15 protein-coding genes and 1 tRNA gene are annotated in these 20,930 nt (G+C 63.6%); 9 read left to right on the forward strand and 7 right to left on the reverse strand.

Going from position 1 to position 20,930, the window contains the following annotated elements; all coding sequences use genetic code 11:
* The first annotated feature begins 55 nt into the window (after positions 1 to 55).
* Complete coding sequence (locus AC1DPF_RS02930; protein WP_477871911.1) at positions 56 to 502, forward strand: hypothetical protein; 447 nt, start codon at positions 56 to 58, stop codon at positions 500 to 502.
* 58 nt (positions 503 to 560) lie between these two features.
* Here the strand turns inward: AC1DPF_RS02930 and AC1DPF_RS02935 are convergent, their stop codons facing one another.
* The 3 genes from AC1DPF_RS02935 to AC1DPF_RS02945 form a co-directional block, all read right to left on the reverse strand.
* On the reverse strand, positions 561 to 1,115 hold the full coding sequence (locus AC1DPF_RS02935; RefSeq protein ID WP_477871909.1) for a DUF4337 family protein: 555 nt from the start codon (positions 1,113 to 1,115) through the stop codon (positions 561 to 563).
* 46 nt (positions 1,116 to 1,161) lie between these two features.
* Positions 1,162 to 5,823 (reverse strand): NAD-glutamate dehydrogenase, encoded by a 4,662-nt coding sequence (locus AC1DPF_RS02940; RefSeq protein ID WP_477959611.1) that lies wholly within the window; start codon positions 5,821 to 5,823, stop codon positions 1,162 to 1,164.
* Positions 5,824 to 6,015: 192 nt separating this feature from the next.
* Positions 6,016 to 7,251 (reverse strand): PAS domain-containing protein, encoded by a 1,236-nt coding sequence (locus AC1DPF_RS02945; RefSeq protein WP_477959613.1) that lies wholly within the window; start codon positions 7,249 to 7,251, stop codon positions 6,016 to 6,018.
* Positions 7,252 to 7,420: 169 nt separating this feature from the next.
* Between AC1DPF_RS02945 and AC1DPF_RS02950 the strand changes: the two genes are divergently transcribed.
* From AC1DPF_RS02950 to AC1DPF_RS02965, 4 genes are all read left to right on the forward strand, one after another.
* Positions 7,421 to 7,496: transfer RNA gene (locus AC1DPF_RS02950), tRNA-Thr, on the forward strand.
* A gap of 831 nt (positions 7,497 to 8,327) precedes the next feature.
* Positions 8,328 to 8,828, forward strand: a complete 501-nt coding sequence (locus tag AC1DPF_RS02955; protein ID WP_477959614.1) for an SAM-dependent DNA methyltransferase — start codon at positions 8,328 to 8,330, stop codon at positions 8,826 to 8,828.
* Positions 8,825 to 10,408 (forward strand): Eco57I restriction-modification methylase domain-containing protein, encoded by a 1,584-nt coding sequence (locus AC1DPF_RS02960; RefSeq protein WP_477959616.1) that lies wholly within the window; start codon positions 8,825 to 8,827, stop codon positions 10,406 to 10,408. The genes AC1DPF_RS02955 and AC1DPF_RS02960 overlap by 4 nt, the downstream gene beginning before the upstream one ends.
* Positions 10,401 to 12,941, forward strand: a complete 2,541-nt coding sequence (locus tag AC1DPF_RS02965; protein ID WP_477959618.1) for a GIY-YIG nuclease family protein — start codon at positions 10,401 to 10,403, stop codon at positions 12,939 to 12,941. Before AC1DPF_RS02960 ends, AC1DPF_RS02965 begins: the two co-directional genes overlap by 8 nt.
* A 357-nt stretch (positions 12,942 to 13,298) precedes the next feature.
* On the opposite strand, the gene AC1DPF_RS02970 is transcribed toward AC1DPF_RS02965, so the two are convergent.
* Positions 13,299 to 14,195, reverse strand: coding sequence for a calcium-binding protein (locus AC1DPF_RS02970; RefSeq protein ID WP_477959620.1), 897 nt, complete (start codon positions 14,193 to 14,195; stop codon positions 13,299 to 13,301).
* Between AC1DPF_RS02970 and AC1DPF_RS02975 the strand changes: the two genes are divergently transcribed.
* Positions 14,194 to 14,358, forward strand: a complete 165-nt coding sequence (locus tag AC1DPF_RS02975; protein WP_477959622.1) for a hypothetical protein — start codon at positions 14,194 to 14,196, stop codon at positions 14,356 to 14,358. The two genes, AC1DPF_RS02970 and AC1DPF_RS02975, sit on opposite strands and share 2 nt — an antisense overlap.
* Before the next feature lie 126 nt (positions 14,359 to 14,484).
* Here AC1DPF_RS02975 and AC1DPF_RS02980 read toward each other — a convergent pair whose 3' ends face one another.
* Positions 14,485 to 15,315 carry an NYN domain-containing protein gene (locus AC1DPF_RS02980; RefSeq protein WP_477959624.1) on the reverse strand — a complete coding sequence of 277 codons (831 nt, stop codon included), beginning with the start codon at positions 15,313 to 15,315 and terminating at the stop codon, positions 14,485 to 14,487.
* A 75-nt stretch (positions 15,316 to 15,390) separates the two neighbouring features.
* Positions 15,391 to 16,824 carry a L,D-transpeptidase family protein gene (locus AC1DPF_RS02985; protein WP_477959625.1) on the reverse strand — a complete coding sequence of 478 codons (1,434 nt, stop codon included), beginning with the start codon at positions 16,822 to 16,824 and terminating at the stop codon, positions 15,391 to 15,393.
* Positions 16,825 to 16,996: 172 nt separating this feature from the next.
* Here AC1DPF_RS02985 and AC1DPF_RS02990 point away from each other — a divergent pair, with 172 nt between their 5' ends.
* Both AC1DPF_RS02990 and AC1DPF_RS02995 read left to right on the forward strand, forming a co-directional pair.
* The gene (locus tag AC1DPF_RS02990; RefSeq protein WP_477959627.1) at positions 16,997 to 17,629 is read left to right on the forward strand and encodes a DUF1326 domain-containing protein; all 633 of its coding nucleotides are present in this window, start codon (positions 16,997 to 16,999) and stop codon (positions 17,627 to 17,629) included.
* Positions 17,610 to 18,398 carry a DUF2182 domain-containing protein gene (locus AC1DPF_RS02995; protein WP_477959629.1) on the forward strand — a complete coding sequence of 263 codons (789 nt, stop codon included), beginning with the start codon at positions 17,610 to 17,612 and terminating at the stop codon, positions 18,396 to 18,398. Before AC1DPF_RS02990 ends, AC1DPF_RS02995 begins: the two co-directional genes overlap by 20 nt.
* A 9-nt stretch (positions 18,399 to 18,407) precedes the next feature.
* Here the strand turns inward: AC1DPF_RS02995 and AC1DPF_RS03000 are convergent, their stop codons facing one another.
* Positions 18,408 to 20,306, reverse strand: coding sequence for a PQQ-dependent dehydrogenase, methanol/ethanol family (locus AC1DPF_RS03000; protein WP_477959631.1), 1,899 nt, complete (start codon positions 20,304 to 20,306; stop codon positions 18,408 to 18,410).
* Positions 20,307 to 20,393: 87 nt separating this feature from the next.
* Between AC1DPF_RS03000 and AC1DPF_RS03005 the strand changes: the two genes are divergently transcribed.
* Positions 20,394 to 20,930 (forward strand): c-type cytochrome, encoded by a 537-nt coding sequence (locus tag AC1DPF_RS03005; protein ID WP_477871844.1) that lies wholly within the window; start codon positions 20,394 to 20,396, stop codon positions 20,928 to 20,930.

Raw genomic sequence — 20,930 nt, forward strand, 5'->3', positions numbered from 1 at the left:
GAGGCGCAAGCTTCCGTTGCTTTGCTGATTATCCACCAATCGATGGAGTAAGCACATGCGCACCTTGCCTTTGATGTTCGCCGCCCTCGCCTTGGCGGCAGCCGTTCCCGCCATGGCCGCCGCCGACGAGAATGCTCCATCCTTCCAGAATGGAAGCGTGTGGGACTTCGGCCAGATCAAGACCGTGGATGGCCATTTCGACGACTATATGAGTTGGCTCTCGACATCGTGGAAACCGCAGCAGGAGGCGCTCAAGAAAGCGGGCTATATCCTGTCTTACAAGGTGCTGCTCGTCACCGATCCGCGCAAGGATGAGCCCGACATCCTCCTCCTCACCGAATATGCCAACATGGCTGCCTTCGACCGATCGACGGCCGAGGTCTACGCGACCATGGCCAAGGTCAACGGCCCGCTGCCCCAGGCTTCGCAGCAGCAGGCGGCCCGCGCCGCGATCCGCACCATTCTTGGCGACATGATGACGCGCGAGGCGATCCTGAAATAGGGGCGCATCCGGGAAGGCATGGCGGTGGCTTTGATCCGAAGGCCGGCGCCCCGTCGTCTCAGGTCAGGAACGAGACGAGGCGGTCGGGGTGGATCGGTAGTCCATCATATCCGGCAACGAGGAACAACAGTCCGAACCCGGCGGCTGCCCAGCTGATGCCGAGCACCGCCATGCTTTCCACCAGGGCGGCGATCGCCGCAACCGCCACGGCGATCGAGAGAAAGCCATCCGACAGGTCGAATTGATCGTCGCGATAGCCCAGCCGGTCATAATTGGCCTGTGCCTCGATCGCCTGGCGCTTGAGCATGGCTGACTCGTCCTCATGACGTCTCGACGATGCCGCCGCATCGAGCGCGGCCTGCCGGGCCGTTCGGGCGGAAAACTGACCGAGCAACGCGGCGGCGATGCCCTGGTCGTGCGCCTTGATGCGCGTCGCCTGATATTCGTCCCATCGATCGATCTTGTCAGCCTGCGCGGCCTGCATGGCCTGGACGATATTGTCATCCTTGATCTTGCCCACCGCCATCGCAACCGACAGCAGCACGACAGTGATCGCTACCAGGCGGTTGAGGCGGCGATCATTGCCTTCCGCCAGTTCTGTAGCATCGCTCATAGGCTGACCTTCTTACCCGTGCCGCGGCGAAACGGAATAGCGACGTTCACCGCATCAGCAGTGTGCGCGCCTGCGCGGCGATCTGGGCGAGCATGGCGGCGGTCGGCGCGGCAGCCGAGCGGGCGCGGGCGACGGTTTGGCGGAATTGCCCTGCGCGTGCCTGCTGCGCCTCCAGCCACTTGCTGACGGCCGCGGCCGGGCCGTTCTTGCCTCGGCGGGCCAGGAAGTCGAGACGGATCTGTCCGAACTCGCGGGTAAGCCCGGCAACCAGCAGGCGCTCCCAAGCGTCGGCGCTGCGGAACCGCGCCGCCGCCGCCTTCGCCCAGTCGAGTCCGAGCGCTTCACCCAGCACGACATAGGCGCGGGTTACGTCCACCTCGTCAGCCGAAAGTTCGCTCGCCAGCGCGGCCGTGCCGATCGCCCCGTCGAGCTCGGCGAGCCGGACCACGGCTTCGACCAGCGACGCGTCGACGCCCTCGGCGGCGATCCGCTGGCGCAGCATATCGGACTGCTGGCGCGCCTCGGTCTTGATCAGTTCGCCGCGCGCCTTGTCCAGCCTGGTGAGGCCAGGGCGGAGCATCGCCACCATCGTGCCGATGTCTGTGTCCGGGGCGATGCTGCGAAGCAGGTCGGCTACGTGGGACCGGCCGATCTCGGCGAGGCTGTCGAGCAGGGTGAGCCGCGCCTGCTCGCCGATGACGGCGCGCTCGATCCGTTCGAACAGCGGCTCGAGATCGAACAGCGTATCGACGGTCACATAGGTCGCTGCCACCTGCGCGAGCGAGCAGCCCTCCTCCTCCGCCATCTCGAAGGGGGCGACGATGCCGAGACGGTTGATGACCCGGTTCGCCATCTTGGTGGCGATGATCTGCGGACGCAGCCGGTGGGCATCGATCGCATCGCGGTAATCCTTGCGCATTGCCGGGGGGAAGGCGGCGTGCAGCAGCGGCGCCAGCATCGGATCGGCGTTGCGGTCGCTGCTTTCGATCGCATCCTGCAAAGCCAGCTTGCCGTGCGACAGCACCACCGCCAGCTCCGGCCGGGTGAGGCCGCGATGGTCCTGCGCCCGCCGCAGCAGCATGTCGTTGCTGTCGAAGCCGTCCACGCCGCGATTGATCCGGCCCGTGGCCTCCAGAATCTCGACGACGCGAAGCTGGGATGGCAATGCGTCGGCACCGCCGCGTTCGGCAAGTGACAGCGCGAGCGTCTGGAGACGGTTATCCTCCAGCACGATATGGGCAACATCGGCGGTCATCCGTTCCAGCAGATCGTTGCGCTGATCGAAGCCGAGCCGGCCTTCCAGCATCTCGCGATTGAGCGCGATCTTGATGTTGACCTCGTTGTCGGAGCAGTCGACCCCAGCCGAATTGTCGATGAAGTCGGTGTTGATCCGCCCGCCCTTGAGCGCGAAGGCGATGCGGCCGGCCTGGGTCGCGCCCAGGTTGGCGCCTTCACCGATCACCTTGGCCCGTATGTCTTCGCCATCGACCCGGTGCGCCTCGTTGGCGCGATCGCCGACCTCGGCGTTGGTCTCGGACTTCGCCTTCACATAGGTGCCGATGCCGCCGAACCACAGCAGGTCGACCGGGCTTTTCAGGATCGCCGCGAGCAAGGCGGAGGGGTCGAGCACGTCCTCCTTGATATCGAGTGCGGCCTTCACCTGCGCCGAAATCGGGATTTCCTTCTGGTCGCGCGGGAATATGCCGCCACCTTTGGAGATCAGCCTGGCGTCATAATCCGCCCAGCTGGACCGCGGCAGCGCAAACAGCCGCGTGCGTTCGGCATGGCTTTTCGCCGGGTCGGGATCGGGATCGAGGAAGATGTGTCGATGGTCGAAGGCCGCAATCACCTTTAGCGTCTTCGACAGCAGCATGCCGTTGCCGAACACATCGCCCGACATGTCGCCGCATCCGGCGACGCGGACGATATCATTCTGCACGTCGACGCCCATTTCCGCGAAGTGCCGCTGTACGGAGACCCAGGCGCCGCGCGCGGTTATGCCCATCGCCTTATGGTCGTAGCCGTGGCTCCCGCCGCTGGCGAAGGCATCGCCGAGCCAGAAGCCGCGTTCGATCGCAATGGCATTGGCGACGTCGGAGAAGCTCGCGGTACCCTTGTCGGCGGCGACCACGAAATAGGGATCGTCGCCATCGCGGATGACGACCTTGGCCGGGTGCACGACCTTGTCCTCGACGATGTTGTCGGTGACCGACAGCAGCGCCCGGATGAAGATCCGGTAGCTCTCCGTGCCTTCCGCAAGCCAGGCGTCGCGGTCGCCGGGCGGCGGGAGCTGCTTGGGATAGAATCCGCCCTTGGCCCCGGTCGGCACGATAACGGCGTTCTTGACGACCTGTGCCTTCATCAGCCCGAGCACTTCGGTGCGGAAATCGTCGCGCCGGTCCGACCAGCGCAGGCCGCCGCGCGCGATCGGCCCGCCGCGCAGATGGATGCCCTCGACCCGCGGCGAATACACCCAGATCTCTCGCCACGGCAACGGCGCGGGGAGGCCGGGTATGCCGCTGGAGTCGATCTTGAACGCGAGCGCTTCCGCGGCCGCTGGCGAGAAGGCGTTGGTGCGCAGGGTCGCGCGGACGACGGCGCGATATCGGCGCAGCATGCGATCGTCGTCGATCGCGCTGACTTTCTTGAGCCCAGCCTCTATTTCACCGTTGATGCGATCGGCCTCACCCTTGTCGCGGCGCGACGGATGATGGAGCGCGCGGAAATAGGCGATGATGCTTCGCGCCACGTCGGGCGCCTTCTTGAGGGCCTCGACGGCCGTGCCGAGGCCATAGGCGAAGCCGGTCTGCCGCAGATATCGAAACCAGGCTCGGAACAGCACCGCTTCGTCGGGAGAAAGGCCGACCGTGACGATCAACTCGTTAAACAGGTCGTTCTCGGCGCGGCCTTCGAGGGTTGCCGCGATCGCCGCCTCGGCGATGGCGCTGCGCTCCAGCAGCCGGGCGGCCGTCTCGGCATCGGCGAGATCCACGCGGAACTCGTGGATGAAATCGGTCCGGCCACCTTCGAGCGCCGTGGGGATCTCCTCCAGAACCCGGAAGCCGAAATTCTCGAGCACGGGCACCGCCTCGGAGAGCGCGATCAACCCTCCGCGCCGGTAGATTTTGAGCCGCAGCCGGTTCTCGGGATCCTTGTCGCTGCGATAGAGGCGGCAATTGCGCGCTTCGCCATCGGCCAGCGCCGCCAGCCGCAGGATATCGCTGGCGGCTTCGGCGGGGCTCGAGTGGGTGCGATAGGCGCTTGGAAAGGTTGCGGCATAATCGATCGCAAGCCGCACCGCCCGGCTGTGCGGCTCGATTTCGGCCAGTCGCGCCTCGACCGCGGGTTCCCAGCCGCGCAGCATCTCGGTCAACCGCGCGTCGAGTGGCGCGCTTTCGGGATCCTCCGCGCCGGCCGGCAGATCGAGCATGTAGCGAAGCTGGGCGATATCGCCTTCGCCCAGGTGCAGCGACCAGTTGGACAGAGTCGCGCCCGACGCTTCGGTCAGCATCTCGCTGATGGCGACGCGGCGTCCCGTCGTCAGCAGTTCGCGCGGCAGCCAGACGATCGCGATGAGATGCTCGCCCAGGGTGGAGCGTGCGATCTCCAGGCGAGGGCGAGGGCGGTCGATCAGCGACATCGCGGTCAGCGCAACCCGCTCGAGCGCCTCGGCGGGCAAGGTGAGCATCAGGTCGGCCGGGAGTTCCGTCAAGGCGTGGTGGAGCGACTTGCCGGCATGGCCTTTCGGATCGAAGCCGAGCCGTTCCTCGATCGCGGCGAGGCGGGTCCGCAGCAGCGGGATCTCGGTGGTGGGCGCGCGCAGCGCGGCGCTGGTCCACAAGGCGGCGTGGATGGAGAGCGCGATCACCTCCTTGCCGCGGCGCACCGGCACGACGATGAGATCGAGCGGTGAGCGGCGATGAACGGTGGAACGGCAGTCGCTCTTGACCAGCAACGGCGCAACGCCGCCCTGCTCGAACCAGGCGAGGGCCGCCTTCGCCGTCTGGTCGCGCCAAAGCTTGCGATCGGCAACGCGCAATATGCCCAGCTTGTCGCGAGCTTCGCCCTTCGCCGGCGCGACGATATGGCCCAGCAGCGTGAGGTTCGCGTCGAGCATCCAGCGCAGCAGCGCCGCGCCTTCGCCATCGGGCAGCGCTTCGGCATCGTCGCGCATCGCCACCTGCATCTGCGGCCAGTCGCGCACCGCGGCGCGGACGTCCGCCAGCACCGCGGCGATGGCCTGGGCAAGCTCCTGGCGTTCGCGCGCGTCGACGCGCTCGGCCTCGAGATAGATCAGCGATTCCCGGCGCTCGCCGGTCGACCCCTGCGGCAGCACCGCCGACAGATGGCCGTCCTCGTCGCGGCGGATCGCGGCGACCGGGTGGAGCAGCCGGCGTATCTCGATGCCCTGGGCGGCGAGGGTGGCGGCGACCGAGTCGACGAGGAACGGCATGTCGTCATTGACCACCGCGATCCGCATCAGCCGATGCCCGTCGCTATTGCCGGCGATGGTCTGGATGGCGATGGCCGGGTGTCCCGGCTGGCGCCGCAAGGCGGTCTGGGCGAGATAGGCGGCCGCCTGGGCGAGTTGCGCGCCGTCGAGATCCGCGACCTCGCCGGGCAGCGCGCCCGCGGTCAGCGCCTGTTGAAAGATGCCGGTGAAGTCAGTCTTGTCCGCTGCCGCGCGCACCGTCGTCTTGCTGTCCATGAAGCACCGCTCCTGCTTCCCCCGTCCCGGCTCGGGCCGGGTTGTCTCGATGGGGATAACGGCCCGATATGGACCCGCGGCATGACGGCCACAAGGAGCCGACTCCGTCGGGGCGACATTTGCAATGGATGTACGGGGAACCGCCCGCGTCGGTCATTTCCTGACCGGGGCAGGGGCGTTCGCGCAATTTTGTCAGGCGATGAAGCGCTGCAGCGCCTTGTCCACCGCGCTGCGATCGACGATCGGGCGCGAAACGATCGCCACCTTCCCGTCGGCTTCGCGCCGGGCGACGAGCAGCATGATATCGCCCTCGACGTCGCCGAGATCGACGATCGCCCGCGGCAGGGCGCTGCCCACCATCATCCGCGCGGACTGGACCCGGTCGACCTTCAGCGCCGGGCGGCGCTCGCCGCGCTCGGCGGCGACGACGCCCTTGATCCCGCCGGCGAGGCTCGCCAGCCATTGCTCGACCCGGCCGGCGGCAAGGCACAGCCGGCGGGCGTGGGTGAGCACCGCGGCGAACTCGGTGAGTCGCTTGCGGTCATAATCGCGGCCGAACACCAGCTTGACGATCGGCGTCATCGGCGCGCGCGCCTGCGGCACGATGCCCGCGCCGGCCAGCAGCGGCGCCAGGCCGTCCGGGTCGATCTCGGCCGCCAAGGCTACGTCATAGGCGAAGGAGAGGGCGCGGTAGAGCGCGTGGCGGGTGCGGCCTTCGCTGTCGCGCGCCTCGCCCGCCAGGGCGCGCGCATCGTCGACCAGATCGGCCAGCGCCGGAAGTTCGCCGGCCTCCGCCAGGGCGGCGCGCTCGCTGGGGGCGGCCAGTTCGGCGAGCGGGCGCGCGGGCCCGGCAAAGGCGGTGGTCACCGCCTCGACGATATCGGGGGCCAGCGCCTGTTCCGCGGCTTCCTTCCAGTTGATCACGCCATGGATGAGATCGATCACCGCGCCGTTCGACGAATAGGGCATCAGGATGCCGCGATACAGCATCGGCTGGCCGCGCTGGCTGATGAACTCCGCCTCGAAGCCGACCGGCGCGCGATTGTCGAGGATCTCGTTATAATGGCCGGTCAGCCGCGACAGCACCGAGCGGTCCGGCACGTCCGCGACCGATTCGATCTCCGCCGCCAGCCCGCCTTCCTCGCGCAGCGCCCGGCCGAGATAGGCGATCGCCGGGTTGACCCGGTCGACCGAGAAATCGAGCAGCACCGAATAGGGGCCGAACTCGTCGAGCACCTCTAGATCGAGATCGCCGATCGCGGGATAGTCGCGGCCGTCGAGCAGCGAGAGCCACATTTCATAGGCGCGCACATGCATGCGCCGCTCGTCGGTGCCGATCATCGGCGGCATGTCCATGCAGGGCTCGTCGGCTGCGGGAAAATCCCACTCCGCCAGGTCCTCTGCATTGAACGAGCGATAATCTTCCATGTTCGGGCCCCTGGCACAGCGGCGCGCCTGATCGGAAAGGCGCGATAGGCCGCGACCATGCCCCGCCGCGGGTTGAGGATTGGTAAAGGCGACAAAATTCGTTTCGACGCCACCGCGACCGAGCGCTTGAACAAGCCGGCAACCGCTGTTAATGGCCGCCCTCCGGTTAGCCGCTTTAGCTCAGTTGGTAGAGCATCGCATTCGTAATGCGGGGGTCACAGGTTCGAGTCCTGTAAGCGGCACCATTTACCTGATCGCGATATGATGGCGCATCGTTCCGAGGCGCTTGCCCGCCGTTTTCCAGAGTGGGAAGCGAGGGGGAGGCGTCGGTAAACCGGCACTGCGATTGCCTTGCTAGATGCGAATGATTCGCAGTTATTCCGGGTGTATGGGGTTGTTCGTTCGTTTTTTTAGTTTTTCCCGCCGACCGGCCCCGCGCAGGGAGAAACCATGCGGCAACCGAACGGGCAACGGGTGTTATATTCAGTCATGAGAATGAGCGTTCACAGCGCGAGCGTGCCGCGTGTGAAATAGGGCTATTTGCAGCGATCGAAGTCCTACATGTCAATGAAAAGTGGGAGTATGCATGGTCCAAGAGCGCGGAGGCCTGCCCTATTCCAACCCGCACAGCTTCCGCGACATGCTTGTACGCCACGCGATGACGCTGGATCTGACGCCGAAGAAATGAAAGCATGGTCGCGGAACTTGGGCGATGCCGATGTACTGACGACCTTTGCCAGTTACAGGACTGTGCCCGTACATCGTCAGGGGGAATTGATCCGCGCGCATGCCGTCGGCGAAGGCAGGGCGCAAACGGCGATGGCCACCTCCTGGCGGCCTTGGAAGGCTTAAGGGCGAGATGATTGGAAACCCAAGGTTTATAGACAGCGTCGCTGGCGCGTTTTACTGCATGCGTCCACATGACCTTGATCAAATCTAGAAAGCGGGTTGCGGACCATGGGGAGGTGTTCACGCCACCGTGGCTCGTTGAAAGAATGCTTGATCTCGTAAAGGGCGAGACGGAGCGGCTCGACGCGCGCTTTCTCGAACCCGCTTGCGGCAGCGGCAATTTCCTCGTGCCGATCCTGCAACGCAAGCTCGCCGCCGTGGAGCTGAAATTCGGCAAGTCCGATTTCGAGAAGCGGCACTATGCCCTGCTCGCGGTGATGTGCGCCTATGGGATCGAGCTGCTGCCCGATAACATCGCGGAGTGCCGGGCGAATATGCTTGAGGTGTTTGCCGACTATCTCGGTCTGACCGAGGCAGATGAGCTATATCGCGCCGCCTTTTATGTGCTGTCGCTCAATCTCGTGCATGGCGATGCGATGACGATGCGCGACACGGACGGCGCACCGATCAGCGTGGTGGAATGGGGCTATCTGGGCAAGGGCAAGTTCCAACGCCGGGATTTCCGGCTCGATGTGCTGACCGGCATGGCGAGTTTCAGCGCGGAAGGCTCGCTGTTTGCCGGACTCGGCAAGCACGAAATTTTTACGCCCACCTCATCATATCCACCGATGACGGTGAGCGATTTGGCGGGGTTTGCCAACGGCGGCGAAACGGGGGGAGCCGTATGAACGAACAGGTGGGGTTCAAGCTGCGGGGGCGTAATCCCGATGTTCTAACCTGTATCGCGAATCTGTCCAACGACGAGGTGTTCACGCCGCCGGAGTTTGCCAACCGGATGCTCGATACATTGGCCGAGGCGTGGGCCGCACGCAATGAGGGCGCGAATATCTGGGCCGATAGTTCGGTTCGCTTCCTCGACCCCTGCACCAAATCGGGTGTGTTTTTGCGTGAGATCTCGGGACGGTTGATAAAGGGACTGGAAGCGGGAATCCCGGACCTGCAAGCGCGCGTCGATCATATCCTTACTCGGCAGGTGTTCGGCATCGGTATCACCCAGCTTACAAGCCTGTTGGCACGGCGCAGCCTCTATTGCTCCAAGCACGCGACCGGCGAGCATTCGGTGGCAAAAGGTTTTGTCAGCGATGACGGAAACATATGGTTCGGGCGAACCGAGCATCTGTGGGTCGGCGGCAAGTGCGAATTTTGCGGGGCCAGTAGAGAGGCCTTTGACCGTGGCGATGGGGCTGAAAGCCACGCTTATGCATTCATCCACACAAACGACATCAAATCCCGCACGGCCGAACTATTCGGAGATAACATGCAATTCGACGTCATTATCGGCAATCCGCCGTACCAGCTTGACGATGGCGGCTTCGGCACCAGCGCCGCGCCGATCTATCATTTGTTTGTCGAACAGGCGCTGGCGCTTGAGCCGAAATATGCTGTGTTCGTTACTCCGTCACGGTGGATGACGGGCGGCAAAAACCTCGACACCTTCCGTGAACGGATGCTGACCGATAAGCATCTGCTCAAGGTTGTGGATTTTCCCAAATTGTATGAGGCGTTTCCCGGTGTCAAAATCCGCGGCGGTGTTTCGTATTTCCTGTGGGATCATGACTACGAGGGTCCATGCGACGTGCAAACGATTTGGGACGGCCAGCCAACCGGCCCGGCGGTCTCGCGTCACCTTGATGCATATGACATTCTCGTCCGGCGCAACGAAGCGGTACCGATACTCGAAAAGGTCAAATCTAGAGGTGAGCGTACACTTGATGCTCGTGCTTCAAGCCAAAAACCATTTGGTCTTCGTACCTTCTTCCATGGTCAGGCGACGCCAAGTGGACTGAAAGATCCTATAAAGCTTTACGGCTCCCAAAAAATTAGCTGGGTGGATAGAGCAGAAGTGCCATCTAATAGCCAATGGATTGACAAATGGAAGGTTCTCATGAGTCGAGTACAGGGAACTAGCGCCGCAGTGGAAACGAAATTTCTGAGCAAGCCGATCATAGCCGGTCCTGGCACAGCCTGCACTGAAAGCTATATCGTTGCCGGACTCTTTGACACCGAGATTACCGCGAGCAATTATGCCGCTTACCTACGAACGCGCTTTGCCCGGTTCCTTGTTTCCCTTCGTAAGTTTACCCAAGATGCCCCCAGAAGCGTCTACGGTTTCATCCCTGATTTGCCATTGGACCAGAAGTGGACGGACGCAAAGCTCTATGAACGGTATGGATTGACCGAGGCTGAGATTGCGTTCGTAGAAGCACAGGTGGCCGAGCACGACGACGCCCAACTCTTCGATGAATAAACCAGCCATCGAGGAAATCCTCGCGTCGAAACCGGAAGCGCGCCCGCGCATCTATGCCTATACGATAGCCGACGAAGCGCATGACGGCCTGCTCAAAATCGGCCAGACCACTCGTGATGTGAAACGTCGCATCGCTGAACAGCTCAAAACGGCAGCGATTGCCAACTACACCGTTGAACTCGACGAGAGTGCCGAACGGGATGATGGCAGCATCATCACCGATCATGCTGTGCGCGATGCGCTGAAACGCAAGGGCTTCGCAAATCCGCAGCTCGAATGGATGCAATGCACGGTCGCCGATGTGAAAACCGTATTGGCCGAATTGCGGAGCGGCCAGCAATTCACCGGCACGCACCATGAGGATTTCCCGCCGCGTAAGGAACAGACGGAGGCGGTGGAACAGACCTACGCCTATTATCATTCCCGCTGGCAGCAGGATGCCAACGCCGTCCCACGTTTCCTCTGGAACGCGAAGATGCGTTTCGGCAAAACCTTCACCAGTTACCAACTCGCCAAAAAACTTGGGGCGAAGCGGGTGCTGGTGCTGACCTTCAAGCCCGCTGTCGAGGATGCCTGGCAGACCGATCTTGAATCCCATGTCGATTTCGACGGCTGGCAATATCTCTCGCGCAATTCCGGGCGCGACCCCAGTCAAGCCGACGGCAATAAGCCGGTGGTCTATTTCGGCTCGTTCCAAGACATGCTGGGGCGCGACAGGGCAGGCAACATCAAAGCCAGGAACGAATGGCTCCACACGATCAACTGGGATCTGGTCGTGTTCGACGAATACCATTTCGGCGCGTGGCGCGAGACGGCGAAGGAGCTTTTCGAGGGCGAGGACGCGGCGGTCGCCAAGCGGGAAACGAGCCTCGAATATACCGTCGATCTTGAGGAGGTGAACGAAGATTTGGGCGTGCTTTCGGAGAGCGAAGCCGAGTTCCTGCCCATCACCACGCGGGCCTATCTCTATCTCTCGGGCACCCCGTTCAAGGCACTCGCTACCGGCGAGTTCATCGAGGAGCAGATATTTAATTGGACCTATACGGACGAGCAGCGCGCCAAGGCCGAGTTTGCCGCCAAGAGTCCGGGCATGCGCAATCCCTACGGCGCGCTGCCACAAATGCGGCTGCTGACCTATCAGATGCCCGACGAGCTGCTGGCGATCGCCAGCGCCGGAGAGTTTGACGAGTTCGACTTGAACGCTTTTTTCGCCGCCGCGGGCACCGGCGATGCGGCGGCGTTCAAGCACAAGACCGACGTGCAGAAATGGCTAGACATAATCCGGGGCAGCTATGCGCCGCAGGCGGTTGAGAGCCTGAAAACCGGCAGCCGCCCGCCGTTCCCCTATTCGGACGTGCGGCTACTACCCTATCTGCAACATTCGTTCTGGTTCCTACCCAATGTCGCAGCCTGTCGCGCCATGGCGAACCTGCTGGCAGAAAAGCACAACGTGTTCTGGCACGACTACACGGTGATCATGGCGGCGGGCGCATCGGCAGGGATCGGCCTGGATGCCTTGCCGCCCGTTCGGCAGGCAATCGGCAGCGGCTTTGACACCAAGACCATCACCTTGTCGTGCGGCAAGCTGACAACCGGGGTGACGGTGGCGCAATGGTCGTCGATCTTGATGCTCCGCAACCTCAAATCGCCAGAAACATATTTTCAAGCCGCGTTCCGGGTGCAGTCGCCTTGGTCGATTAAGAATCCCAACGGTGACAATCCGAACGAGGAAGAAATCCTCAAACCCGTCTGCTTCGTGTTCGACTTCGCGCCGACCCGCGCTCTCCGGCAATTGTCGGAATATGGCATCGGCCTTTCGCCGGGTGAGGCGAACCCGGAAAATGCGGTGCGGGAGCTTGTCTCTTTCCTGCCCGTGCTGGCCTATGACGGCGCGAACATGACCCAGATCGACGCCGGCGGCATCCTTGACATCGCGATGGCCGGAACCTCGGCAACGCTGCTGGCGCGGAAATGGGAATCCGCGATGCTGGTCAACGTAGACAACGACACGCTGCGCCGCGTTCTGGACAATCCCCAGGCGATGGCTGCCGTCGAGCGCATCGAGGGCTGGCGGGCGCTGGGCGACAACGTGATCGAAACCATCATCAATAAGAGTGAGACGGTTAAAAACCTAAAGAACAAGGCCAAAGAGGGCGAGCTATCACCGCAGGAAAAGAAAGAGCTGACCGACGAGGAAAAGGAGTATAAATCCAAGCGTAAACTCGTTCAAGAGAAGTTGATAAAATTCGCTACGCGCATCCCTGCCTTCATGTATCTGACGGATTTTCGCGAAAATACGCTACAGGATGTTATCACCAAGCTGGAACCGGACCTGTTTCTTTCGGTCACTGGCTTGACGGTGGCGGACTTCCATCTTTTGGTGCGCTTGAAGGTGTTTAACACAGAGAGGATGAACGAAGCCGTTTTCGCGTTCCGCCGCTATGAGGACGCCTCCCTCCGCTACACCGGGATCGAAAGCCATGAAGGGCTGACCCATTACGGACTATATGATACAGTCGTCGCGAAGGATTGATTCCCTGTCCGCTACCATTATTGTTGTGCGCTCGCTCAACAGGCCCGGCGTGGGGGCATATCGGGGCGGCATGCACGATATGCCAAAATTAACCCTGCAAAATCGAGTGATTACGTGACATTTCCGGTTTTGTAACGTACCGGAACCCCACCAAGATCCGCCGAAATTCTCCGGAATCCCGAAAGCTGGTAAATTGGGCATCAGCCTTCCGAGGTCGCGCTTGGCGATCGGATTCGGAGCGTGCGATCTGCAACTCGTGTCGGGCGGGGCGGGCCGATGCGACGCCCGCCTACCGCGCCGCGAGGCGCTTACCTTCGGGATGAACCAGCTTTTCCGACCCGGCGTCGCCCCCTTTCTTCAGATGAAATCTCCCGCCACGACGGCGCCCGCGTTCACCCCGGCCAGCAACACAGCGGAATCGGCCGTCGCGCCGCCGGTGCTCGAGTAGAACAGGTAGGTGTCCGCGCCTACCGCCAGCGCGGCCACCTCCTGGTCGCCGGCGTGGCCGTCCAGCAGCGACTGGGCAAAGCCGCTGGCTGCGGCAAGATCGGCCTGGGATGCGCCCGTCAACAGGGCCGCCGGCGCGAAGCCGAGCGCGAGACGATCGGCCGCCGGATCGAAATCGGCGATCCTGTCGGGGGTGGCGATCGGCGAGGCCTGGCCGGAGAAGAGGAAGACGTCGCCGTCGCCGCCGCCGGCAAGGCTGTCCTGGCCGAGGTCGCCGGACAGGATGTCGCTGCCCGCGCCGCCGCTCAGCGTGTCATTGCCCTGGCCGCCGCGCAGCGAGTCATTGCCGTCGCCGCCATCGACCATGTCATTGCCGCGGTTGCCGTTCATCGTGTCGTTGCCGACATAGCCGGTCATCGCATCGTCGTCGGCGCCGCCGTTCATGCGATCCGATCCGAGACCACCGTCGAGCATGTCGTTGCCGGCATTGCCCTGGAGATAGTCGCTTCCGTCGCCACCGTTCAGGCTGTCGGCGCCATCGGCTCCGCCCATGGGCGATTGGCCGAAGAGGTGGTCATTGCCATCGCCGCCGTTCAGGCGGTCATTGCCGCCGCCACCCAGGAGAACATCATGGCCATTGCCGCCATCGAGGAGATCGTCACCGGTGCCGCCGGTCAGCGTGTCGTCTCCCGGCGTGCCATATATCTGGCTGCCGTAGCCGCCATAGCCATAGCCGTAGGCTGATGCGCCGGAAGACATGCCGCTGTACGAATTGTTGAAGGATCCTTGGTTATAATAGGGAGTCATGGAGACCCTCCTCGGCGCGTTCGGCCTTTTCGGGCCGCGCAAGCTGGAGCGGTTGTCGATCCGGTTGCGCCGGGTCGGCCGCTCCAGACTGTTGTTTTACCGCGATTTCCGAGCCGTCAGATGGATTCCATCCGACTGGAAAATCGCTCCAGCGTGGCAGTGAGTGCCCGAGACAGGTGTTTCGGTTCACTGTTTTCGGAAAAACTTCTGGCCTGGCCGTTTGCCGCGAGGCTCCCGGTCTATCGGGGGCGCTTGCGATCCCGCCGTGTACGAGCCTCTGTACCCCTGCCTAAATGCTCGGTCGCGGCGTGCGGTCCTTGTTGCGCTTGTCGGCGACGTAGGTCTGGCCGTTCTCGCCCTTGACGATGTCGAACAGCCCTGTCGCTTCGAACAGGGCGGGGAAATTCTTGACGCCGTAGTTGCGCGGGTCGATCGGCGCCTGCCGCTTGGCGGCACTGCCGGCGGTGGACAGCAATGCCCAACCGTCCTCGCGTTCCGCCGCCTCGACGCCGCCGCGAAGCGCTATGACCAGCGCCGCATCCTGCGCGAGCGATCGCTTCGGGTCCGGGGCTCGCGCGGGCTGGGCCTCTTCCGTCACCTTGGCTTTGGGCGTCTCGGTCGGGGAGCGCGGGGGGGCCGCGGGCGGCGCTGGCGCCTCGGCATCGGCAAGGCTGTCGAGATAGAGAAAAGTGGTACAGGCGTTCACGAAAGGGTCGGGCGTCTTGCGCTCGCCAAAGCCATAGACATCGTGCCCATTGGCCTTGAGCTGCATCACCAGGGGCGTGAAATCGGCATCGCTCGAGGCGATGCAGAAGGCATCGAGATCCTGCGTGTAGAGGAGCTCCATGGCATCGATGACGAGCGCGATATCGGTGGCGTTCTTGCCGGCCGAGTAGCTGAACTGCTGGATGGGCCGGATGGCAAAGGCGTGAAGCTTGTCTCTCCAGCCCTTCAGCCCCGCGCTGCCCCAGTCACCATAAGCCCGACGGATATTCGCCGTGCCATATTTCGACAATTCCGCGAGAATCGTAGCGATCTTCGCGTGCGAGACATTGTCGGCATCGATCAGCAGCGCGATGCGGCGATTGGGCGTGGGATTCGCGGATTGGTCGGCGCTCATCCTTCCCCTTCTGTTGGCTTCCGATCGTCAGTGCAACTGCCAAGGCGATCATGCGCCCGGTTGGCGGCGTTGCAATCACGGCCCGAGATCATCTTCCCCGGACTTCAGATGATATGTCGCACGCGGCGAGAAGCCGAGCCTGGCGGCAATACGGTCATTCCACTCATAGGGGTCGGCCCTGAGAACCGGATCGCCTGTCTCATCGAACAGCACCGTCTGATAGAGCATCCGGACGGGAAGCTGCTTCGGAAGCGGCACATAAGCCTCCTCGTTGCCCGCGCGGGCCTTTTGCCACTGCTCCAGGATGCCGTTGTCGCGGGCCAGCATGTCGGCGAATCCGACGGCATCCTCGACCCTGACGCAGCCATGGCTTCTCTGGCGCTGGGGCAGCTTGAACAGCGGCTTCGCGGGCGTGTCGTGCAGATAGATCGCATGCTCGTTCTTCATGTCGAACTTGACCAGCCCAAGCGAATTCTTCGGGCCGGAGCCCTGAACGATCCAACCGTCCTTCCAGAACATGTTGTTGGCGGTGAGATAGGCTGGGCCCTTCGCGGCGATCTCCTTCTCCTGGATCGACCGAGGCACCGTCCATGTGGGGTTGGCGACCAGCCGGTAGATGGGCGATTGAAGCTGCGGCGTCGACCGGTCGGGCCGGCCGACGACGACCCGGCGGATATCGACGATCTTGCCATCACGCCAATAGCTCAGCCGCGCCGCGGCGAGGTTCACATCTATCCGGGTGGGCGGCGGGCTGCGCTCCAGCCAGCGCAGGCGCTCCATGTTGACGGCGATGGCGCGCGCACGCTCCTCGTCTGAGAGGTTGAGGATCGCGACCACATCGCTGCCGATCACGCCGTCGGCCTTGATCCCATAGTCCGCCTGCATCTTCTTCACGCCGGCGACCATCGCCGGGGTATAACGGTCGGGCAACGCTTGCGGGGCGAGATAGTCATACTCGATCAGCTGCCGCGCGATGGCCGGGACGCGCGGATCGCGCGCGCCAGCTCTTATCGGCTCCGGAGGCGGAGGGATTTTCGGCGTTCCGCTCCCGTCGCTCTCGCGCAGGGCCAGATATTGCTGCGAAAGCTTGCGGTAATTGGGGTCCTGGGGCGCGAGGCTCTCGAACCATTGCTCGAGCTTGCCGGAGGCGAGGGCGATTGCCAGGCCGCGCTTCAGATCGGGGTTCGGCCGAGGCACGGTGTAAAGCGCATAGAGTTTTTCGGGGTCGGTCACGCCGCGCGCGAGCGCTCCGGCGAACGCCAATGCGGCCTGGGTAAGCCGGGCGTCGTCCTCCACGCTGCCCGGATCGGCGTCGATCCCGAACGAGATCCGGTCCAGGCCGTGCGCGGCACGGTTTTCGATCGCCTTTTTCAGCTGGCTTGCGCTGTCCCGTGTCCAGGCCGCCGGCGCTTCGGCCCCGCTCGCCTCGCCATCGCTAGGCAGGCCATGACAACTCGACAAGGCGATCACTGAAATCGACAGCAGCAACGCAACAAGGTTTTTTCGCACGCAACTTCCTCACATTTGCACTCATAACGCGCTCGAACCGATCGGGCTCCGAACAAAATGCGGGGCGCGTAATATTCGTAGGTCGAAAGCGCCCCGGAAACCTCTGCTGGTCCTTCAGATATGCGCTGTTCTGTGCTAAATAGATCGAGTCCAACCTTTACGGGAGGCATCCATGGCCATATGGGAGTTCAAGGGTCGAGAGCTCGTCAATTGCTCGTGCGATTATGGCTGCAACTGTCAATTCGATGGTCTCCCCGACAAGGGCCATTGCTACGCGGTGGCCGGCATCCAGATCGATGAGGGGCACTATCGCGAGACGCGTCTTGACGGACTTCGGATCGCGGCGATCTTCAAATGGCCCGGGCCGATCCACGAAGGGCACGGCGAGGCGCTCGCCTTCCTGGAAGACCGCGCGAGTGACGAGCAGCGCGACGCCCTGCTCAGGATCATGACCGGCCAGGATACCGACCCGTTCGCGACGATGTTCGCAGTCTATAGCTCGACCATCGAAACGATGCATCCGCCGGTGTTCACCGATATCGACCTTGACCTCGACATCGATGGCCGACGGGGCCGCATGGTCATCGAGGGCTATGTCGAGATGACAGGCGAGCCGATCCGCAACAAGGTCAGCGGGGCCGAGACCCGTGCCCAGATCGTCCTGCCTCAAGGGTTCGAATATGCGGTCGCGGACATCGGCAGCGCCTCGAGCAGGGTAACCGGGCCGATGACCCTGGACCTTCGCGACAGCTACGGCCAGTTCGCCCATATCCATCTCGACAGCCATGGCGTTGTCCGCAGCTGACCGGTCCGCGCTGACGGAACGGATGGTCCGGAAGGAACGGACGATCATCCTCGGCGCGATTGCCCTGCTCGCGGGACTGGCCTGGCTCTGGACCATGACGGGCGCCGTTATGCCGATGGACGAAGGCGGCATGGCTGGCATGGCTGGCATGCCGCGCTCGCCTCCGCCGTCGCTTCTGCTCACCCTTGCCATGTGGTGGGTGATGATGGCGGCGATGATGCTGCCCTCCGCTGCCCCCGTGATCCTGCTTTATGGCCGCGTCCGGCGGGATCGAGGCGGTCAGTCCACAATCGCCGGCTCGGCTGTGTTCCTGTCAGGCTATCTGCTCGCCTGGCTGGGCATGTCCGCGCTCGCCGCGCTGTTGCAGATGTGGGCGATACGGGCAGGACTGCTGAACGGCGCGACGATGCGGTCCAGCCACGCATCCCTGGCGGGAGCGACCCTGATCGCGGCCGGCCTCTATCAGCTTCTGCCGATGAAGAACGCCTGCCTCAGCAATTGCCGGTCCCCTGCCGCATTTCTGTCACGACACTGGCGACCGGGAGTCGGCGGCGCGTTGCGGCTTGGCCTGATGCACGGCGGCTATTGCATAGGATGTTGTTGGCTTCTGATGGCGCTGCTGTTCGTCGGGGGCGTCATGAACTTCCTGTGGATCGCCGCGCTGACAGCCCTAGTCACAGCCGAGAAGCTCCTGCCGGGCAGCCTGCCGGTTTCAAGAGGTGCCGGCCTGGTGCTCATCGTCTGGGGCCTGGCGAGAATCCTGATCTGACGGCAAGGACTATTGCCGAGCCAGCCGGCCCGCCGGCGGTATCGCGAACACGAACAGCGTTCCCGCACCCTTGGTCGTGATCTTCTTCAGGTCCGCGGTCATATTGCCCCAGCCCTTCGCGGCGGTGGGATCGCGCGGGTCGAGGTTGTGCGCGACCATCGAGCCGACCCAGCCGCCGATGCCGGAGATGATCGCGACATATTCCCGGCCGTCGGGGCCGCGGAACACGGTCGGCTGGCCGATGATCCCGGAGCCGGTCTGATATTGCCACAGCAGCTTGCCGGTGTCGGCGTCGACCGCCTTGAACCAGCCCTCGAGATTTCCATAGAAGACGATGCCCGACGCGGTCACCGCGGCGCCGCTCCAGACCGGCCAGCGCTCCTTGATCGTCCAGATCTTGCGGCGGTTGACGGGATCCCAGGCCATGAATTCGCCGGCGTTGCCGCCGGGGCCGGGGAAGAAGCGGGGGGTAACGCCGATATAGGGGGTGCCCCGGATATAATTCGGCTTTCCCAGCAGCCAGTCCATGCAGAGATTGTTGTGCGGCACATAGAGCCAGCCGGTGACCTTGCTGAACGCGCTCGGGCTCCAGTCCTTCGCGCCGGGCGCATTGGGGCACACATTGCGCACCACCTTGCCCGGCTGCGGAATCATCTCGGGCTTGTGGCGGAGGCGGCCGGTCTTGAGGTCGACGCCGTTCGAGACCGTGTTGGGCACATATTGATCGGCGGCGAGGACTTCGCCGGTCGTCCTGTCGAGCACATAGATATAGCCGTTGCGCTCGGGCCGGATGATGACCTTCCGCGTCTGCCCGCGCCACGGCAGGTCGAGGACGATATTCTCGTTCACGCCCGAATGATCCCACAGGTCGTGCGGGGTGTACTGATACGCCCAATGCGCCTTTCCGGTCTGCGGATCACGGGCGAACACGGCGTCGGTCCACAGATTGTCGCCGGGGCGCACCGCATGGTTCCAGGGCGACGGGTTGGACGTGCCGTGGAAGATCAGATTCTGGTCGGGATCGTAGCTGATCCAGCCCCAGGTGCCGCCGCCGCCGATCTTCCAGGCCTCGCCCGGCCAACTCGTCCGGCCCAGATCCTTGCCGCGATATTGCGCGTAGAATGGCTTGAAGACAGCGGGGTCGATCAACACGTCCCTGTCCGGACCGGTCGCATAAGCCCGCCACGCGATCGAACCGTCGCTCGCGTTGAGCGCCGCAACGCCGCCGCGCGCGCCGAACTCCGCGCCTGAATTGCCGACGATGACCTTGTTGCCGACGACGAACGGCGCCATCGTCATCGTCTCGCCCTTGGTGTAATCCCATACGGGGGTCTTCCATTTGAGCTTGCCGGTCTTCGCGTCGACGGCGACCGTGTACGAATCCAGCGTGTTGAAATAGACGGTGCCGTCGGCATAGGTCGGCCCGCGATTGACGCCGTCGCAACAGGCCTCGCCTTGCGAGGCCGCCGCCGCCATCGACCTCACCTGCCATTTGGCGACACCGCCCGGCAACGTCGGGTCGACCGCCTTGTTGAGGTCGATCGCGTAGAGGATATTGGGATAAGGCGTCACCAGATAGAGAGTGTCGCCGACGACGATCGGCGCCGATTCCTGCCCCTGCGTAGTGCCTGAGGTGAAGGTCAGCGCGATCTGGAGCTGGCCGACATTGGCCTTGGTGATCTGGGTCAGCCCGCTGAAACGGGTGTTCGCATAATCCTTGCTCGGCATCGTCCACATCCCGTCATCCTCGGGAGAGGCGGACGCGGGGGCGACGGCGCGGCCGGCGGAGAGGGCCTGGCGGGCCGTCTCCGACGTGGGTTGCGGCGCATCGGCGCGGCCGGAGGAGGTGCCGCGATGGCACCCCGCCGCCAGCATCAGACCGATGATCGCCAGCCCCCTTGCTAACATATATTATTTCCCTGAAATCAATAAGTTCGCTCATGAAACTTTCGGCTCGCAGCAAAGTTTCACCACCGGCCAATAAGGAAAGGGGTCATGCGTTTTCCCGCGTTGCTGCTCCTCGCGCTGCTGGCGGCTTGCCACCGGGAGACGCGCGAGACCCACCCGCCGGTGCCGTTCAGCCAGATGCGGCTGGCGACGACGACCACCGTGGTTGCGGGCGGAGCGGCGCCGGACGCGCCGGACCCGCGGATCACCCGCTTCGAAACCAACGCTTTCCATGTCAGCGAAGGCCAGCGCCTCTACACCGAGTTCAACTGCGTCGAGTGCCATGCCCATGGCGGCGGCGGTATCGGGCCGCCGCTGATCGACGACGAATGGATCTACGGTTCGTCGAGCCCGCAGATCGTCGCCACCCTGATCCAGGGGCGGCCCAATGGCATGCCGAGCTTCCGGCGGCTGCTGACCGAGCAGCAGATGTGGCAGATCGCGGCCTATGTCCGCTCGATGGCCGGACAGGTGCCCAAGGATGTTCCGCCGAGCCGTTCCGACACGTTGGCCAACACCAAGTCGCTGGCCCTGGAGAAGAGCAAGCCGCTCTACGACAGCAGCGAAGATGCGGGAGCGCGGTGA

This window comes from Rhizorhabdus sp. P4_G6 (assembly GCF_056401045.1).

Bases quoted from the DNA above. Each gene is read 5' to 3' on its own strand.
- AC1DPF_RS02940 (WP_477959611.1), bottom strand. From the start codon at position 5,823: ATGGACAGCAAGACGACGGTGCGCGCGGCAGCGGACAAGACTGACTTC.
- AC1DPF_RS02980 (WP_477959624.1), bottom strand. From the start codon at position 15,315: ATGAGCGCCGACCAATCCGCGAATCCCACGCCCAATCGCCGCATCGCG.
- AC1DPF_RS02995 (WP_477959629.1), top strand. From the start codon at position 17,610: ATGGCGTTGTCCGCAGCTGACCGGTCCGCGCTGACGGAACGGATGGTC.
- AC1DPF_RS02945 (WP_477959613.1), bottom strand. From the start codon at position 7,251: ATGGAAGATTATCGCTCGTTCAATGCAGAGGACCTGGCGGAGTGGGAT.
- AC1DPF_RS02965 (WP_477959618.1), top strand. From the start codon at position 10,401: ATGAATAAACCAGCCATCGAGGAAATCCTCGCGTCGAAACCGGAAGCG.
- AC1DPF_RS03000 (WP_477959631.1), bottom strand. From the start codon at position 20,306: ATGTTAGCAAGGGGGCTGGCGATCATCGGTCTGATGCTGGCGGCGGGG.
- AC1DPF_RS02970 (WP_477959620.1), bottom strand. From the start codon at position 14,195: ATGACTCCCTATTATAACCAAGGATCCTTCAACAATTCGTACAGCGGC.
- AC1DPF_RS02960 (WP_477959616.1), top strand. From the start codon at position 8,825: ATGAACGAACAGGTGGGGTTCAAGCTGCGGGGGCGTAATCCCGATGTT.
- AC1DPF_RS03005 (WP_477871844.1), top strand. From the start codon at position 20,394: ATGCGTTTTCCCGCGTTGCTGCTCCTCGCGCTGCTGGCGGCTTGCCAC.
- AC1DPF_RS02990 (WP_477959627.1), top strand. From the start codon at position 16,997: ATGGCCATATGGGAGTTCAAGGGTCGAGAGCTCGTCAATTGCTCGTGC.
- AC1DPF_RS02975 (WP_477959622.1), top strand. From the start codon at position 14,194: ATGGAGACCCTCCTCGGCGCGTTCGGCCTTTTCGGGCCGCGCAAGCTG.
- AC1DPF_RS02935 (WP_477871909.1), bottom strand. From the start codon at position 1,115: ATGAGCGATGCTACAGAACTGGCGGAAGGCAATGATCGCCGCCTCAAC.
- AC1DPF_RS02930 (WP_477871911.1), top strand. From the start codon at position 56: ATGCGCACCTTGCCTTTGATGTTCGCCGCCCTCGCCTTGGCGGCAGCC.